The sequence below is a fragment of the Natronorubrum halobium genome, from assembly GCF_051351675.1.
In the GTDB taxonomy this organism is placed as follows: domain Archaea; phylum Halobacteriota; class Halobacteria; order Halobacteriales; family Natrialbaceae; genus Natronorubrum.
The window spans coordinates 3,956,554-3,972,592 of record NZ_CP195595.1 but is presented as its reverse complement, the minus strand read 5'-3'; the positions used below and the strand labels follow the sequence as shown (position 1 = coordinate 3,972,592).

Below are 16,039 nucleotides of genomic sequence, written 5' to 3'. Positions count from 1 at the left end.
CCCCTTGGTTGGATGTCGAGATCGAGCTATCCGTTCAGATATTCGTGGACCGCTTCGACGAACTCGACGTAGCGCTCTATGCTGTTCTGGAGTGCGTCGTAAACGATATCATCGTTTACGATCGGTCCATAGGTGTGTGCGAGAACGTCCCGGAACCCAACGGCGTCACGAAGCGCTCGGCAAGTTCCTGCTGGATGAGCCTTTCGTCTTCGAGCGCTGTGATGGTGGCCTTTCGGCGGTCGGGAACGTCACCGCGTTCTTGTTTGCACAGTTCCGAGGCGATGTCGACTACCGCCTCGGCAAGCTTTTCGAACTTCCGCTCGATCGCATCGCGCGGGTCTTGTTCGCCAGGGGCCGCGTACTCGTCCCGCGATAGACGCTGGTGGGTGCGAAGTCGAGTGACGTTTCGTTCGATATCCTCGACGGCATCCGCGATTCGGTTGGCTCGGTCGGCGGGGAGGTCGTCGGAACTCATCGGTCTGTATCGCCGTCCGCGAACGATCTGTCGATCACGACGACCCCTCCTGGAGACGAGCGACGGCAGCAGCGACACGTTTTCGGGCGTCGCCGACGGACTGACTCTCGCCTGCGAGTTGCTCCGCGAGGGTGTGCCGCCGGTCGACAGTACCGAGAATTCGGACGCCATCGTCGAACACGACGCTGGCGAACCGAGGCGACATTGAGTGTACGTCGACGAGATCGACATCCCGGCCGAGTTCGTTCTCGAGCGCCGAGTGGAGCCTCAGATACGTGTCCGTGTATCCGTCGTCCGTCGGCAGGCACTCCGCAAATTCGACTGCAAGATCGACATCCGCTGGATCGCCGTCCGGACGTCCCGCCGAACCGAATACCACCGCAAAGCGCACCTCGTGGTCCGTGAGAATCTCGCGAAGAGCGGTGACCTCCTCGGACGGAAGTGCCACTTCCGGATCGTCCGTCATGGTTGTGTAGTGATATGCGTGCCGAGTGTTTATAAATTCTCACGGATAGTTCGTCGTGGTTGCTCACACGCTGCGACGTGTTCCGTTTGACAAGTGGACGACGTTCTCGAGTCGCTGCAGACAGTTATCGAAATGTTCGCCGATCGACGTAGCAGTCCCCGAGTCGAACTTACTCGGTCCAGCGCAGGTACCCAAACTGTGACCAATACAGAGGGGTGATTCGCAGTTTTCCAAAGCTGTTATCCGCCGTGAGGCGGCTCGGGCGGTTCGAACGCGGCAGCGAGCAACTCCCAGGCTCGAGTCTCGGTGAGATCGTCGAGCGTCCGCTCCGAACGTAGCCCCAGGAGCGATACCAGCAAGAGGCCGACGTGTACGGCGATCCAGGTCGTCCCCAGTCGACCGAGCACGATGGAGATGAGCAGGGAGACGAGTCCCGCCGCGATCAGCGTGAGTCCGACAACTCCCAGCGGCCGGTGCTGGAACGTCGCGTCGACTCGACGGGCGATATCGGCCGTTCTGGACGAGGCCGCGGCGTCCGAGAGCTGCTCGAGACAGCGATCGAGAACGCGGATAAACGGACCGACCGTGTAGGTCTCGCGGAGGTCGATGACGATCACGTCCGACTCGGGTTCGGTCGTGAGCCAGCGATACAGCCGCGAGTGACGAACGATGCGCGTGAGCGTTCGGGCACTGCCGGTGAGCCGAGACTGCGAGACGGACGTCCGCAGTCGCTCTCCGAGGGTCTCGAGCGTCGATCTCGGGGAGCCGGCGTTCGAATCGATCATGGTCAGTCGTCGACGACCCAGAGTCGTTCTTCGATGGACGCGATGCCGAAGTCGAGATAGACGGTGTCGCCGTTGTCGAGAGAGCTACCCTTGAACCGGGGCCCCAGCGCGGTTTCCCGGGTCTGCAACTCGACGGTGAGTGTCACGTCGTCTTTTGTCGGGTGGTGGCGCTCGTGGAGTTCGCCGTTCTCGGTTTCGACGATAACCGAGGCGGGTTCGCGCTCGATGTCCTCGATCGTCGCCCAGGTCTCACCGCCGGCGGTCTCGGTCAGTCCGGGTTCGAACTGCCCCGCTTCGCGGTCCCCCAGTTTCTCGAGATCGATCTCGACCGTCGTCGTCGTCGGCTCGCCCGGTTCGTCGGTGACACCCGTATCGAGAACTGCGAGGTCGAGGTCGTAGTCGGCCGTCGAGAGCGGGATCGTCGAGCCGGATTCGACCGGTATCTGTCCGTACCGACGGTCGTACTCGTGCTCGAGCGTCGTCAGCGTCGCGCCGACGAGCACCCGATGAGTGCCGTCGCCGACGGGGTAGACGGAGACGGTTTCGACCGTCGCGACCGTCTCGTCTCCGATCCGGACCTCGTCGCCGACCTGGACGTCCGCGGCGGCTTCCGACGAGGCCGTCGTCTCGAGTAACGCGTCGGTCTCCGCGACCGGCAGTTCGGTTCCCTCGTTCTCGACGGCCTCGATGGTTCCGGTGGCGTCGTACGCTTCGGTCCCGATCGAGACGTTCCGTCCGGTCGCGAACTCGGCGTCACCGAAGGCGTAGGTCCCGTTCTCGAACTGTGTTCCCTCGACCTCCGTGCGGACGGTCACGTCGGCCGCGCCGCTCGAGACCGGGGTCGCGTACACGTCGGTGATCGTGAGGCTGTGCGGATGGTCGTCGCGAGTCATCTCGTCGCCGGCCGAGATCGTTTCGGCCAGCGACGACGACTGCGTCCCGAGATCGATCGTCGCGTAGCGAGTCTCGACGGCGGGCCCATCGTCGGCCTCGGTCTCGTCTTCCGCTCCGAGCGTCCCGACGGCCGCGACGCCGGCGACGACGACCGCGACGAGGAGGCAGACGGCGAGCGCATCGACGACGTTGACGGCCCCGAAGAGGTTCCCGTTTTCGTCGATTATCTCCATGGCTCACCCGAATCGTTCATACCAATGCTGAGTTTCTCGCATCCACATAGGTATTGTGACCTGCGGGAGGGAGAGCGGTGCTTCGCTTCCGTTCTCACTCGTCGGCCGATGCCGTCGCTCGATCGTCTCGAGCGCGGTCTAGCCACCAGACGAGAAGCGCACCGGCGGCGATCACACCGAGGACGATCGGATCCGACGAGACGTACAGACTCGGCGCCGGGTGGCGGGCCCAGGTGACCGGATACAGCCACGCGCCGGCGGCACCGTCGGCGTACGCCTTGAGCGCGTCCGCGAGCAGATGTGAGAGGGCACCCGCGAGCAACGTGGCGAACGCTCGCTGGTGTCGGTCGGCGACGACCACCGCGCCGATACCTGCCAGGAGAACGACGCCACCGAGCGTGTGGATCGCGTCGACGCCGAACGGGACGCCGAGGACGGTTTCGAGCGTCGCATCCGCGACGAAGAGGCCGACGCGGTTGAGATCCGGCAGGAGCGCGCCGATCATCGCGATGGCGACCCAGCGTTTCGTCACCCAGTCGAGATGCCAGCTTACGACGGTACCGAGGGCGTAGGCGACGAGGACGTGCGAGAGGAGTTCAGCCATCGTCCCCCGTCTCGGTGGTCTCCGCCCGTCGCGGTTCGATGGCGAGCGTCTTCGGATTCGCGGTCCAGTGGCGGCCGAAGTAGCCGACCGCGAGGAGGACGCCGACGATGGAGGTAGCGAGTTTGTAGCCGAACGCACTCGCGTCGCGGTCGACGACGACCGTCTCTTCGGGCGTCATCGTTCGATCGGGCTCGAGAACGCCGTAGACCTGGACGGTGCCGCCGGGGGCCACCGACTCGTCGACGCCGTGGATCTCGAGTTCGGCCGCGACCTCGTCGGCGGAGTCCGTGATGTGGATCACGATCGTATCGCGATCGACCGACTGGACGCTGCCGACCAGCAGGACGCGCTCACCCTCGTAAGCGTCGTACTCGTCCCGTAACTGGTCGCCAGTCGGGTGGGGCCAGTTGTCGTCGTAGGTCCCTCCGTAGTGCACGCAGAGGCCGAGGACCGCTGCGACCAAGACGGCGGCGACGACGAGTCTGGCGGCGAGGCGCATTCGTCTCTACGCTGGACTGTCGCCGCCTTCACGGTATCGATCGCCGCCGATTCGAGAACGGTGGTCCGAATACGGCGGGTATCAGGAACTCAGTTCGAGTCGCCGTCGCCAGCACCGACCTCGACTGTCTCCCCCTCCAGGACGGCCGACTCGGTCACGTCGACGCTGTCGTCGCCGACCGAATACGTGCCGGCGTACGGAACCGTCACCGCGAGTCGGCCGTCCTCCCCGACCGTCACCGCGCGCTCGTAGGTGAACGACTCGCCGTCGACCGAGACCGACGTGCTGACGGTCACGGTTTCGTTCGGCTCGGCCGTGGTTTCGATCGTTGCACCCGGGACCACGACGAACGCCGCGGCGGATCGATCGTCGTCGACGGAGAGCAACTGATAGTGTGCGAGCGCCTCGCCGTCGTCGCCACCGGTACCGAGTTCCTCGAGCAGTTGCGCGTGTGCGCTCTCGGCCGGCAGATCGCGGTCCCGCTCGGTCACGACGACGTAGCCGACCCGGTCTTCGAACTGGCTGTAGTTGCCGTCCGGATCGTCGCCGAACCGGAAGTCGTCGAAGTTAGCCATCGCGTACCCGTACCGCTGGGACTCCCCGCTCACGTGGTAGTTGTACATCCGGTTGTCGCCCCACTCGCTCAGCACGAAGCTCTCGGGATACTCCCGATCCGCTTCGGCCGCGTGTTCGTCGATCGCCAGCGCGGCCTCGAACTCCGCGTCGCCGTGGGTTATCTGTCCGGAGAGGCCGGGAACGTAGAGCAGACTGAACCCGCAGACGAGGAGTCCGACGCCGAGAACGTACCCCATCTTCCGCGCGTCGGGAAGCGTGATCGAGGGCTCGTCGCTGCCGCCGTCCGCCGCCACCGCCTTCGGTCGTTCGGTGCCCCGTCGGAACGGTACCGGTCGCCGCGCGAGGTCGATCGTCGACAGCGCGTAGACGAAGCCGACGCCGCCCAGAACCGACAGCGGAACCGCGAGTTGCGCGGCGAACCGAACCTGTATCGCGGCGAGTAGCGTACAGAACGACGCGTACACTGCAAGCAACAACCACGCGGGTTCGTACTGACGGGAGACGAGCCAGACGGCCCACACCAGAACTGCGGCCCCGAGATAGAAGCCGACCCCGAGCTGGATCAACGGACCGAAGATCACCGCGTAGTCGGGGGTGAACAACGACGCCGTCTCCGTGATGTTTTCCCGAAAGAGCAGATCGTCGGCTCGAGTTCGCGCGTCCGCCCAGTCGCCCGGCCGAAACCGGCGAAGGGCGTAGAGACCGACGCCGGCGATGGCCGTCTCGAGCGCGACGAGCGCGCCGGGGTGGATATCGACGCGACGCCACAGATCGCCCAGCGCGAGCACGACGACCGCACCGCCGAGCACCATCGCGGGCGTGTACGCGACGAACCCGTAGTGCCAGCCCCAGTTGGTGTGAAACCAGACCGAGATTCCGGTCCCGATCGCGATAGCGACCACGACGGGCAGATTCGCCAGCGTCGGCGAGATCCCCTCGCGGGCGTCGACAACGGCTCGAAGTCCGACGTACGCGGCCAGCGGCACGAACAGCAAGGAGGAGCCGCCCCACAGGTGCACCGAAACACCGAGCGCCACGCCCAGAACCACCGCAACGAGCCACGCCCCTGGCGACGAGAGGTGGTCGCGAACTGCGTCCCGATCGGCGTTCGTCTCCCGCCGCCGCGTCAGATCGACCGCGAGCCACGCCAGCGTCAGAAGCGTCACGCCGAGCCAGAGGTACTGATGCAGCCGGTGCTCGAGAAAGCCCACCTGCGTGTACACGGCGTGGACGGGCGTGACGGCGAACAGCACCACGGAGGCGATGCCGACCCTGACGTCTCTCGTCACCACGACCGCCAGCGCGTAGATGACGACGGCGAGCGCGACCGACGCGACGACGGGTAACCAGGCCGCGACCGCGTCGGCGGCCCACTGGTCGCCGCCTAACAACGTCGCGAACCACCAGTTCAGTGCGTGGGTCAACGGTCGCCGACCGACGGCGTCGGCCGGCATCTCCGCGAGGACGCCGATATCCGTCGGGTTCGTCGACTCCGCCAGCAGCGTTTCCGTCCAGTACCGGTAGTAGTACGGATCGTTACCCGGCGAAACGACGTGCTCGCCGCGGAACACCGACCGGTACTGCGTGATCCGCATCGCGACGACCAGCAGCAACGCGCCGACGACTCCGGCGAGCGCCCGTCGATCACCCCAGATACCGAGGTCGAACGCCGAGCGGAGGTCGAACGATTCGCCGTCGCTCGAGTCCACATCCACCGCCTCACCCGACATCACGGCCCGGACGACGGCCGCATCGACGACCCGGTACTCGCCGTCGACCTTCTCGACGATCCCTCGAGAGACCAGTTCACCGAACGTCCCGGAATCCAGCGGAATATCGTCGAACGTCCAGGTTTCGGAGCCGGAATCGACCTCGAGCACGGCCTCGAGTGCCTGGTCCCCCTCGTCGTGATCTGCGAGAAACGAGGCGGTCGCATCGGCGAGCGCGCTCGAGTCGGCGTCGGTCATTGGCCATGACGTGAGTGTAAGCACTCATCATGTTTTCGCTCCGGGCCGGTACTGGTGATCCCGCATCGCCGCGTGCGAACGATCGGCGTCAAGCCGAGGGATCACTCCACGGTAACGCTCTTCGCCAGATGTCGCGGTTTGTCGATCGATCGACCCAGGCGGTGGGCGACCCAGTAGGCGACCAGTTGCAACTGGACGTTCGCGGTGACCGCCGCGCCGATGGCGTTCGACGCGGGCACCTCGAGGACGTGATCCGCGTAGCGTTCGACGTCGGTCCGGCCGTCGGTCACCGCCACGACGGGCGCGTCGCGGGCCTCGACCTCTTTGACGTTGCTGACGGTCTTGTGTGCCCGTTCGTCGTCGCCAACCACGAGTGCGAACACGGGTGTTTCCTCGGTCACGAGTGCCAGCGGGCCGTGTTTCAACTCGCCGGCGGCGAAGCCCTCGGCGTGGCAGTAGGTAATCTCCTTCAGTTTGAGCGCGCCCTCGAGCGCGACGGGGTACTGGTAGCCCCGTCCGATGAAAAAGAAGGCGTCCGAATCGGCGTACTCCGCGGCGATCTCGGTCGCCTGCGACGTATCGAGGACGGTCTGGACCTGGTCGGGAACGTCGCGCAACGCGCGAATCACGTCGTGATTCGATCCGTCGCTCAGCCGACACGCGAGCAGCGTCAACGCGACCTGCTGGCTCGCGAAGGTTTTCGTCGCGGCGACGCCGATTTCGGGACCGGCACGAATGTACAGGGCGTGGTCGCACTCCCGCGCCGCCGAGCTGCCGACGGTGTTCGTCACGGCGACCGTCTCCGCGCCGGCGCGGTTCGCCTCGCGCAGCGCCCGCATCGTGTCGGCGGTCTCGCCGCTCTGCGTGACGCCGACGACGAGGGTCGAGGAGTCGACCGGAACCCGGTCGGTCGAGTACTCGCTGGCCAGAAACGACTGGGCCGAGACGCCGCGCTCGCGTAACAGCGTGGCCCCGAACAGCGCGGCGTGGTAGGACGTTCCACAGGCGACGAACTGCACCGATGACGACGACTTGAGCGCGCCGAGTTCCTCGAGAGCCACCGTCCCGCTCAGTTCGTCCACGCGGCCCCGTAGACACTGCCGGAGCGCCGTCGGTTGTTCGTGGATCTCCTTGAGCATGTAGTGGTCGTAGCCGCTCTTGCCGGCGTCCTCGGCGTCCCACTCGATCGTCTCGACGGGCGTCTCGACGACGGATCCGCTCGAGTCCGTGACGACGACTTCCTCGGGCGAGAGTCGCGCGAACTCCCCGTCCTCCAGATAAACGACCCGGTCGGTGTACTCGATGAAGGCCGGCGCGTCGCTCGCGAGGTAGTAGCCGTCGTCGCCGATGCCGAGCACCAGCGGCGACGCCTGTCGGGCGGCGTAGATCGTCTCCGAGCCGGCGAAGACGGCGGCCACGGCGTAGCTCCCTTCGATCCGATCGATGGCGGTCCGAAACGCCGTTTCGGGGGTCATCCCCTCCTCGAGGGCACGGCCGATCAGGTGCGGCACGACCTCGGTGTCCGTCTCGCTCTCGAACGTGACGCCGTCCGCCGTCAGCTCGTCGCGCAGCGACTGATAGTTCTCGATGATCCCGTTGTGGACGACGGCGACGCGCCCCTCGCCGTCCGTGTGCGGGTGTGCGTTGACGTCCGACGGCGGCCCGTGCGTACTCCAGCGGGTGTGGCCGATGCCGATCGGTTTCCCGTGCAGTTCCGCGGTCGGCAGCGCCGACTCGAGTTCGGCGAGTTCGCCCTCTCGCTTGTAGACCGCGAGCGACGGGTTCGCCACCGCCACCCCGGCCGAATCGTAGCCGCGGTACTCGAGGCCGGAGAGGCCGTTCATCAGGACGTCGATGGCGTCGCCCGTTCCGACGTAGCCGACGATGCCACACATCAGGATCGCACCTCCGTCTCGGAGTCGATCGTGCCGCGGACGGTGGTTCCGGACCCGATGACGGCGTTCGATCCGACGATGGTCCCCGGCGCGTACGTCACTCCGCCCTCGTCGCGGACGCGATCGGCGATGAGGGCGCCGAGCTCTTCGTTTCGGTGGATTCGGTCGCCGACGTGAACGTCACCGGGACCGCCGACGACGGTCGATCCGGCTCCGACGCGGACGCCGCGGCCGGTCACGCAGTCGACGAGCGTCGCGTTCGGGCCGATCCGCGTGTCGGCGTCGACGACGCTGTGTTCGCAGACGACGTTCGAGCCGACGGTGACGTTCTCGCCGAGACAGACGTTGGGACCGACCACCGCGCCGGGACCGACGACGCAATCGTCGGCGATGACGACGGGGCCGCGAATCGTCGCGCTCTCGTGAATTCGAGCGGACGACGCCGTCGTGCTCTCGACGCGCTCGCCGCTCTCGAGGAGGGCGTCGGCGACCTCGAGTAAGTCCCACGGATAGGTCGCGTCGATCCAGATCCCCTCCGAGAGCACGCCCCGGACCGGTTCGCCGCCGTTGATCAGTGCGTCGAGCCCGTCCACGATCGAGTGTTCCCCGCTCCGCGGGTTCGCACTCCGGACGATATCGAACGCGCGCTCCTCGAGCGCGTAGACGCCCGCGTTGAGCAGGTAGCTCCGATCGTCGCGCGGATTCTCGACGATTTCGGCGACGGGACGGGACGAGTCGGCCGAGTCGCCGTTCTCGAGGAGGACGCCGCCGTACTCCGCGACCGTCCCGTGTTGGATCACGCCGATGGTCGCCGCGGCGTCGTCGGCCTCGCCGTGAGCCTCAACGACGTCCTCGACGATTCGTCGGTCGACGAGTTGGTCGCCGTTCACGACGAGCGACGGGCCCGTTACCGTCGACTCGGCGGCTGCCAGCGCGTGTCCGCTCCCGAGCTGTTTCTCCTGAGTCACGTACGTCACGGGAATGTCACGGTACGTCGGTCCGAAGTACGACTGCACGCGGTTGCGACCGTAGCCGACGACGACCGTTAGCTCCGTAATTCCGGCCGCGATCAGCGAATCGAAGACGTGCGCCAGAATCGGTTCCGTGGCGGCGGGAAGCATGGGCTTCGGCCGGTGTTCCGTCAGCGGCCGGAGCCGCTTTCCCTCCCCAGCAGCGAGAACGATAGCGGATCGAACAGTCATGCGTGCCTTTTCGTCGCACAGCCTGTGTATGTCTTCCGGTATTTTGGCCGGTATAGCTCCCGAAACCGTCGTCGAACGGACTGTCTGCGATACCGTACTGTGGGTTCCTCGAGAGCAGTAGAACCGTCGCAACCGGAACGAAAATGCGTCTCGAACGGAGCGAGGATTCGGTCGAACGGGAACGAGAAACCGTCCGCGTAGCGGTTTAGTAACCAGTTAGTCGTCCGCAGCGACGGCCTCGCCCTCGCTCGTCGATTCCGCGCGCTCGAGGTCCTCGAGATACTCGTCGGCGTCCAGTGCGGCCTTCGAGCCCATGCCAGCAGCGGTGACGGCCTGCTGGTAGTGGAAGTCGACGACGTCGCCGGCGCCGAAGATGCCGGGAACGTCGGTCTCCGTCTGACCGCCACCGTCGCCGCCCTGGGTCCGGAGGTAGCCCTCGCCGTCCATTTTCACGCCGGTACCCTCGAGATAGTCCGTGTTCGGAGTGTGGCCGATCGCGAAGAAGACGGCCCCGACGTCGAACTCGAACTCGTCGGTTTCGGGGTCGTCGAGTCGGTCCGTGGGATGACCCTTGTCGTTTTCGACGAGGGTGACGTGGTCGACACCCGCCTCCTGTGAGCCGTGGATCTCCGTCACTTCCGTGTTCTTCATGATCTCGATCTCTCCCTCCTCGACTTTTTCGTGGACGCGGTCGATCCAGTACTGTTCGGCGCGGAACTCCTCGCGCCGGTGGGCGATGTAGACGGTGTCGGCGAACTTCGTGAGGAACGAGGCCTCCTCCATGGCGGCGTCGCCGCCGCCGACGACGAGCATGTCCTCGCCGCGGAAGAACGCGCCGTCGCAGGTGGCACAGGTCGAGAGCCCGTAGCCCATGAGTTCGTCCTCGCCGGGGATGCCGAGCGTTCGTGCGCTCGCACCGGAGGCCGCGATGACGGCGTCGGCCGTGTAGACGTCCCCGTTGGTCATCTCGACGCGGAACGGCTTGGTGTCAGCATCGACCGATTTGACGATGCCGTTTTTCAGGTCGGCGCCGAACTGTTTGGCCTGCTCTTTCATGTTGTTGACCAGTTCGGGGCCGCCGATGCCGTCCGGGAAACCGGGGTAGTTCGCGACGTCGGTGGTCAGCGTGAGCTGCCCGCCGGGTTCGTCGCCTTCGATGACTAACGGGTTGTTGTCGCCCCGGCCGGCGTAGATCGCCGCCGTCAGTCCGGCGATTCCGGTTCCCGCGATGATCAGCTTGCGGTGTTCGAGAACCTCGCCCGCTTCGGTATCGTCTTCGATACCGAGTTTCGCGTCCAGTTCGCCCGTCTCGTCAAGTGCGCTGGTGTCGTCCCAGCCGCCGATCAGTTCGTCGTCGATGAAGACTTCGGGGGCCGTCTTGCGCCCGTTCGCTCGCTCGACCATCTCCTCGAACAGGTCGTCGTCGCCGGTTACGTTGTACGTCTCGTACTCGACTCCCTTCGCGTCGAAGAGATCCTTGGCCTTGTCGCAGTACGGACAGTCCTCTTTGGTATAGATCTCGACTCGAGGCTGTTCGCTCATGGCTACGGATTGGGATAGAGTGCCTAAACCGCTTGCGTTCTCAGCAACGCGGCGCCCCCTCCTGTGACGTCCCGAGTCGTCGTTAGACCGCAGTAGACCGCCCCGCATCGACGAACTCGACGACGACGGCGATGTCGCGGTCGGTCCGGTCTTCGAGGGCCGTCTCGAGATCGGAGACGAGGGTCGGGTAGGGCGCATCGGCGGGTCGCTGGACGACGACGGTGACCTCCGTTCCGTCGTCCACGCCGGTACTGACGAATTCGGTTCGGACCTCGACGAGTTCGAGGTCGGCGTACTCGTCGTCGTCGAGGACGGTTCGAACCTCGTCGTTGACGCTGTTCTCGTAGAGGACGTACTGTCCAAGGACGAAGCCGCCCATGGAGAGCACGATCACGCCCAGAACGACGGCGACGGCGAGGGTACCGACCCAGTCACCGGAGATATTCTCCCGAATCGAGCCGCGCGTCCAGCCGTCGGGTCGATAACCCAGATACCAGAAGACGGTGAGCCCGGAGAAGAGGATCGACGTGGCATTGACGGCGACCAGCACGAACGCGCCGAGCGCGACGGACGGATCGCCCCAGGCCAGGCCGATACCAACCGCCGCGGCCGCCGGGATGAGCGCGACGGCGATCATGACGCCGACCAGCGAGACGGGAATCGCCGTGGCGAGACCGAACGCGCCGGCGGCACCGGCACAGATCCCGACGATCAACACGAGCAGCCCCGGCGAGATCCGGTTCTGGACCTGCACGATGGCCGTGATGTCGATCGTCGAGGGGACGATCCCGCCCGAGCGAACCAGCCAGGCGAAGGCGAACGCGCTGGCGATGGCGGCGACCAGTCCGACGGCGAGGGAGGTCAGCCCGTCGACGATCATCTTTCGGTCGTCGAGGACGAGCCCGACGGTCCCCGTCAACGCCGCACTGACCTGCGGCGCGATCACCATCGAACCGACGACGATCGCCGGCGAGTCGAGCAACAGTCCCGCGGTCGCGACGACCGCGCTCAACACGGTCATCGCGTAGTAGGTGACCCGTCCGGGCGTCATGTTCATCGCTCGAGACCTGATCTCCTCGTGGGCGATGCTGTCGTCCTCCGCCCGCCCGTTGACGTAGCGGTCTTCGAGTTCGTCGATCCGAGGCGTTCGCGCCGTCTCGATCGAGGAGACGACGACGTAATCGTCGTCGATCCCGGCCTCGCGAAGCGACGACAGAACGCGTTCGACAGCCTGCGGCGGGACCGGAAAGCTGACGAGTTCTCCATCTGTCCCGTCGCTGGCTTCCGCGGTCCGGACGTAGTCGATCCCCTCCTCGTCGAGGACCGCCAGCGCGTCGTCGGACCTGTGGTCCGGCACGAACAGTTCGATCAGTCGCACGCTCGAGCCCACGCCGGGACGGCTCAAGCCTATGAAGTCGTTAACCGGCCGAACGCGTTCACGTATCCGTCGTCGAACCATCGGCGTTCGGGGTTCCGCGCGGTCGGGGAACGGCGGTCCGCTGACGACACAGTTACGGTGCCGACGGCCGAGCATCGACTATGGCTGCGGATCTCGAGGAAAAGACGGATCGCTACGGCGAATTGCTCGCGGAGGCGCTCGAGGCGGCTTCAGTTGCCCCGCCGGAGGGAACGCCGATGGCCGAGGCGGCCGACGAGTGTTACGAGATGGCGGCGTCGTACCTCGAGGACGGCCGTCACTTCCGCGAGGAGGGCGACCTCGTCAACGCGTTGGCCTCGTTTTCCTACGGGCACGCGTGGCTCGACGCCGGAGCGCGAGTCGGATTGTTCGACGTGCCCACGGACGGGCATCTGTTCACGGTCTAGTCTCGCCCCACACTCGGTTATGCGGGACGTGAACGGTGACGTCGGTGACAGTACCAACGTGTTTGGACACTACCTTTCTGTATCTGAACGCCGTTTACGCGTACGAAGTGACGCGAATCGTCATCGGCGACCGGCGCGAGTCGAGTCCGGTTCGAGAGCCGCGGGCCGGGGCGCCCGTCGGAGCGAGTAGTCGGTCACTGCGGCCCGCATCGGTAACGATCAATCACTATATAACCAAAACATATATAACAGCTTTCCCGATTAGTTTATAAAGAAGGCGAAATCTTTATATGGCTTACGGCCTAACTATATGTTAGCCGAGGCGACCGGGTTTCTTCTGGTTACCCCACCCGGGAGCCGCGAGTAAGCGTCCCGATACACCATGACAGACACCACAATCAGAACCTATACGAGCGAGGAAGAGGGCGAAGAAACGACCGAGGAATCGGGTGAGCGAGAGGTGTGCCCCGAGTGTGGCGGCCGAGTCCTCTCGGACGCCGAACACGCCGAGACGGTCTGTGAGGACTGCGGCCTCGTCGTCGAGGAAGACGAGATCGACCGCGGTCCGGAGTGGCGCGCCTTCGACGCCGCCGAGAAAGACAAGAAGTCCCGCGTCGGTGCGCCGACGACGAACATGATGCACGACCAGGGCCTGTCGACCAACATCGGCTGGCAGGACAAGGACGCCTACGGTCGCTCCCTCTCGAGTCGCCAGCGCCAGAAGATGCAGCGGCTACGCACCTGGAACGAGCGCTTCCGCACCCGCGACTCGAAAGAGCGCAACCTCAAACAGGCGCTGGGCGAGATCGACCGGATGGCCTCCGCCCTGGGTCTCCCCGAGAACGTCCGCGAGACCGCCAGCGTGATCTACCGCCGCGCGCTCGAGGAGGACCTCCTCCCCGGCCGCTCGATCGAAGGCGTCGCGACGGCCTCGCTGTACGCGTCCGCCCGACAGGCCGGCACGCCGCGCAGCCTCGACGAGATTTCGGCCGTGTCCCGCGTCGAGAAGATGGAGTTGACCCGAACGTACCGGTACATCATCCGGGAACTCGGCCTCGAGGTCAAGCCCGCTGACCCCGAACACTACGTGCCGCGGTTCGTCAGCGACCTCGATCTCTCGGACGAGACCGAACGCATGGCCCGCGAACTGCTCGAGTCCGCGCGTCAGGAAGGCGTCCACAGCGGGAAATCGCCGGTTGGCCTCGCCGCCGCATCGGTGTACGCCGCGGCGCTGTTGACCAACGAGAAGGTCACTCAGAACGACGTCAGCGAGGTCGCCAGCATCTCCGAGGTCACGATCCGCAACCGCTACAAGGAGCTACTCGAAGCCTCCGACACGGCAGCCCCGGCGTAAACGACGGCTTTCGGGACCTGTCATCGGCGGTATCGGTGCGACGTCGGGATCTGCGACCGGCCGATTCGTGAGCGAACGTGCGACAACACTTTTGAGGCGTGGTGTGGAACACCGTGACATGGACCAGACGACCGTCCGACTGTTGTGTCCTGAATGTACGAAAGAGTGGCAGATTACTCCGGGCGAACTTCCCGGATCCACCGCGATGTTCCACTGCCCGAACTGTCACGCATCTCGACGGATGTCCGAGTTCATGCGAACGGACCGTGATCTCCAGACGCTGAAGCAACTCGGGTAACGATCGGCGGCCCCGCTCGTCGGCCGTTCGGTCCAACAGTAGTGACCGTTTAACTCTCCTAAGTAGTCCCCTTGGAAACTGAAACGAAAACCGTCGTTATGGAGGTAACAACCGATTGTAGTCGCTCCCTTCCGGCGATTTCCGAACGGTAGGTGCGACCTTCGGTGACCTCTAGTCGGTGACATACTCCGCCTCGAGTACGGGTTGCGTGTTAACGCGACTCAAGATAATAATATAACCCTGCAGTGGGTAGGATTGCATGGTTATGAAGAAGCAGGAGCTCATTCACCTTCACGGCCTTCTCGCGGAGGTATCGAACCAGTGTGCGGCATGGGATGACTGTCAGATCGACCTCGAGGAGTACGAGACACTCGGGATCCGGCCGACATCTATCCACAAGTCGAAAACAGATCACAAAGCTGCTGTCTTTGCACTCGCGGGGGGAATCACGATGAATATGCGCGAGGGGGAGCAGGAAGCAGTTGCCGCTACTGCAGACTGAAACGTACATCGTCTCCTTCGAGTACTCTACACTGTGACTGGCGAGACTCGTCGTCCGGCCGACCGTTTCGAACCGTTTCTATCGACGACACTCGCTCCTGTACTCGCTCAATTCGGCTCAGCTGGGAGTTTCGGCGGGTAACAACCGATATCCGATCGAAAACGGTGGCGCGATTATTCTACGAGATCCTCGAACTCGGGAAGGATCTCATCGTCGTCGTCCGCCGCTTCGGTCTCCGTCTCGGAGCCAGCCGATTCGTCCGGCTCGCTCTCGTCGTCCCGATCGGCCGTCTCCGCGTCGTCATCGTCCGCCGACTCGTCGTCCTCCGCGTCGTCTTCGTCCTCGAACTCCTCGATGCTGATGACCTCGAGCGGAATATTCTCGAGCAGTTGGCCGATCTCTTTGCGGGCGATTCGTGAGGCGTGTTCCTCGCGCTCGACGTTGAAGACGGTCATCTCCAGCTCGAGCGCGACGAGCGCTTCGTCGGCCGCGATAAAGGCGGGTGGCAACTCCTCCCCCGATGGAGAGGTGCGCTCGCCCATGTTGATCTCGACGTAATTTAAGTCAGGGTTCAGCATCTCGCCCGTCTTCGAGATGGCGATACGGATCGCCTCGTCCTCCGTCTCAACGTCGAACACCGGCACGGCGGCTTCGACGACAACCCTGCAGTGCATACCTAGACATTGTGTCGCCTGCAGTATGAAGGTTCGCCTCATACGAATCCGATTCCACGAGCGGCGACCCTGTACGCCGGTTTCGTGACGACAATCGGGACGGTGTAATCGAGGACGGGGATCGGGACGGTGTAATCGAGGACGGGGATCGTGACGGTGTGACCGCGAGCGCGGTAGTTCGATGCCGTACCGACGAGCACCGGGGACAGCGCTGACGGTCTCGACCGCGACGCCCTGGGGATCGGTGCG

The 16,039-nt window shown here is 64.9% G+C and carries 15 protein-coding genes and 1 pseudogene; 4 read left to right on the top strand and 12 right to left on the bottom strand.

Annotated features, from left to right (window positions below):
- Positions 1–26: 26 nt before the first annotated feature.
- The 11 genes and pseudogenes from hepT to ACSFC7_RS19780 all read right to left on the bottom strand — a co-directional run bounded on the left by hepT (position 27) and on the right by ACSFC7_RS19780 (position 12,516).
- Positions 27–475, bottom strand: a pseudogene (gene hepT, locus ACSFC7_RS19830) (type VII toxin-antitoxin system HepT family RNase toxin).
- Between the two features lie 34 nt (positions 476–509).
- Entirely contained in the window at positions 510–941 is a 432-nt protein-coding gene (locus ACSFC7_RS19825) for a nucleotidyltransferase family protein (RefSeq protein WP_436344535.1), read from the bottom strand.
- A gap of 239 nt (positions 942–1,180) precedes the next feature.
- On the bottom strand, positions 1,181–1,726 hold the full coding sequence (locus tag ACSFC7_RS19820; RefSeq protein ID WP_436344534.1) for a hypothetical protein: 546 nt from the start codon (positions 1,724–1,726) through the stop codon (positions 1,181–1,183).
- Positions 1,727–1,728: 2 nt separating this feature from the next.
- Positions 1,729–2,853 carry a DUF4330 family protein gene (locus ACSFC7_RS19815; RefSeq protein ID WP_436344533.1) on the bottom strand — a complete coding sequence of 375 codons (1,125 nt, stop codon included), beginning with the start codon at positions 2,851–2,853 and terminating at the stop codon, positions 1,729–1,731.
- 94 nt (positions 2,854–2,947) lie between these two features.
- Entirely contained in the window at positions 2,948–3,457 is a 510-nt protein-coding gene (locus ACSFC7_RS19810; RefSeq protein ID WP_436344532.1) for a metal-dependent hydrolase, read from the bottom strand.
- Positions 3,450–3,956: a DNA-binding protein gene (locus tag ACSFC7_RS19805; protein WP_436344531.1), complete on the bottom strand. Its 507-nt coding sequence runs from the start codon at positions 3,954–3,956 to the stop codon at positions 3,450–3,452. Before ACSFC7_RS19805 ends, ACSFC7_RS19810 begins: the two co-directional genes overlap by 8 nt.
- Positions 3,957–4,045: 89 nt before the next feature.
- Positions 4,046–6,499 carry an MFS transporter gene (locus ACSFC7_RS19800; protein ID WP_436344530.1) on the bottom strand — a complete coding sequence of 818 codons (2,454 nt, stop codon included), beginning with the start codon at positions 6,497–6,499 and terminating at the stop codon, positions 4,046–4,048.
- Between the two features lie 101 nt (positions 6,500–6,600).
- Positions 6,601–8,394, bottom strand: coding sequence for a glutamine--fructose-6-phosphate transaminase (isomerizing) (glmS, locus tag ACSFC7_RS19795; protein WP_436344529.1), 1,794 nt, complete (start codon positions 8,392–8,394; stop codon positions 6,601–6,603).
- The gene (locus ACSFC7_RS19790; RefSeq protein WP_436344528.1) at positions 8,394–9,596 is read right to left on the bottom strand and encodes a sugar phosphate nucleotidyltransferase; all 1,203 of its coding nucleotides are present in this window, start codon (positions 9,594–9,596) and stop codon (positions 8,394–8,396) included. The genes glmS and ACSFC7_RS19790 overlap by 1 nt, the downstream gene beginning before the upstream one ends.
- A 216-nt stretch (positions 9,597–9,812) precedes the next feature.
- On the bottom strand, positions 9,813–11,138 hold the full coding sequence (locus tag ACSFC7_RS19785; protein WP_436344527.1) for an FAD-dependent oxidoreductase: 1,326 nt from the start codon (positions 11,136–11,138) through the stop codon (positions 9,813–9,815).
- Between the two features lie 82 nt (positions 11,139–11,220).
- Positions 11,221–12,516 (bottom strand): DUF389 domain-containing protein, encoded by a 1,296-nt coding sequence (locus ACSFC7_RS19780; RefSeq protein ID WP_436344526.1) that lies wholly within the window; start codon positions 12,514–12,516, stop codon positions 11,221–11,223.
- A gap of 161 nt (positions 12,517–12,677) precedes the next feature.
- Here ACSFC7_RS19780 and ACSFC7_RS19775 point away from each other — a divergent pair, with 161 nt between their 5' ends.
- The 4 genes from ACSFC7_RS19775 to ACSFC7_RS19760 all read left to right on the top strand — a co-directional run bounded on the left by ACSFC7_RS19775 (position 12,678) and on the right by ACSFC7_RS19760 (position 15,116).
- Positions 12,678–12,962 carry a DUF357 domain-containing protein gene (locus tag ACSFC7_RS19775; protein ID WP_436344525.1) on the top strand — a complete coding sequence of 95 codons (285 nt, stop codon included), beginning with the start codon at positions 12,678–12,680 and terminating at the stop codon, positions 12,960–12,962.
- A gap of 382 nt (positions 12,963–13,344) precedes the next feature.
- A complete protein-coding gene (locus ACSFC7_RS19770) occupies positions 13,345–14,316 on the top strand; it encodes a transcription initiation factor IIB (protein ID WP_436344524.1) in 972 nt (323 codons plus the stop codon).
- 118 nt (positions 14,317–14,434) lie between these two features.
- Complete coding sequence (locus ACSFC7_RS19765) at positions 14,435–14,614, top strand: DUF7836 family putative zinc-binding protein (protein ID WP_436344523.1); 180 nt, start codon at positions 14,435–14,437, stop codon at positions 14,612–14,614.
- 265 nt (positions 14,615–14,879) lie between these two features.
- Positions 14,880–15,116, top strand: a complete 237-nt coding sequence (locus ACSFC7_RS19760) for a UPF0058 family protein (protein WP_006090682.1) — start codon at positions 14,880–14,882, stop codon at positions 15,114–15,116.
- Positions 15,117–15,289: 173 nt separating this feature from the next.
- Here ACSFC7_RS19760 and ACSFC7_RS19755 read toward each other — a convergent pair whose 3' ends face one another.
- Positions 15,290–15,790, bottom strand: a complete 501-nt coding sequence (locus tag ACSFC7_RS19755) for a DUF555 domain-containing protein (protein WP_436344522.1) — start codon at positions 15,788–15,790, stop codon at positions 15,290–15,292.
- Positions 15,791–16,039: the final 249 nt, after the last annotated feature.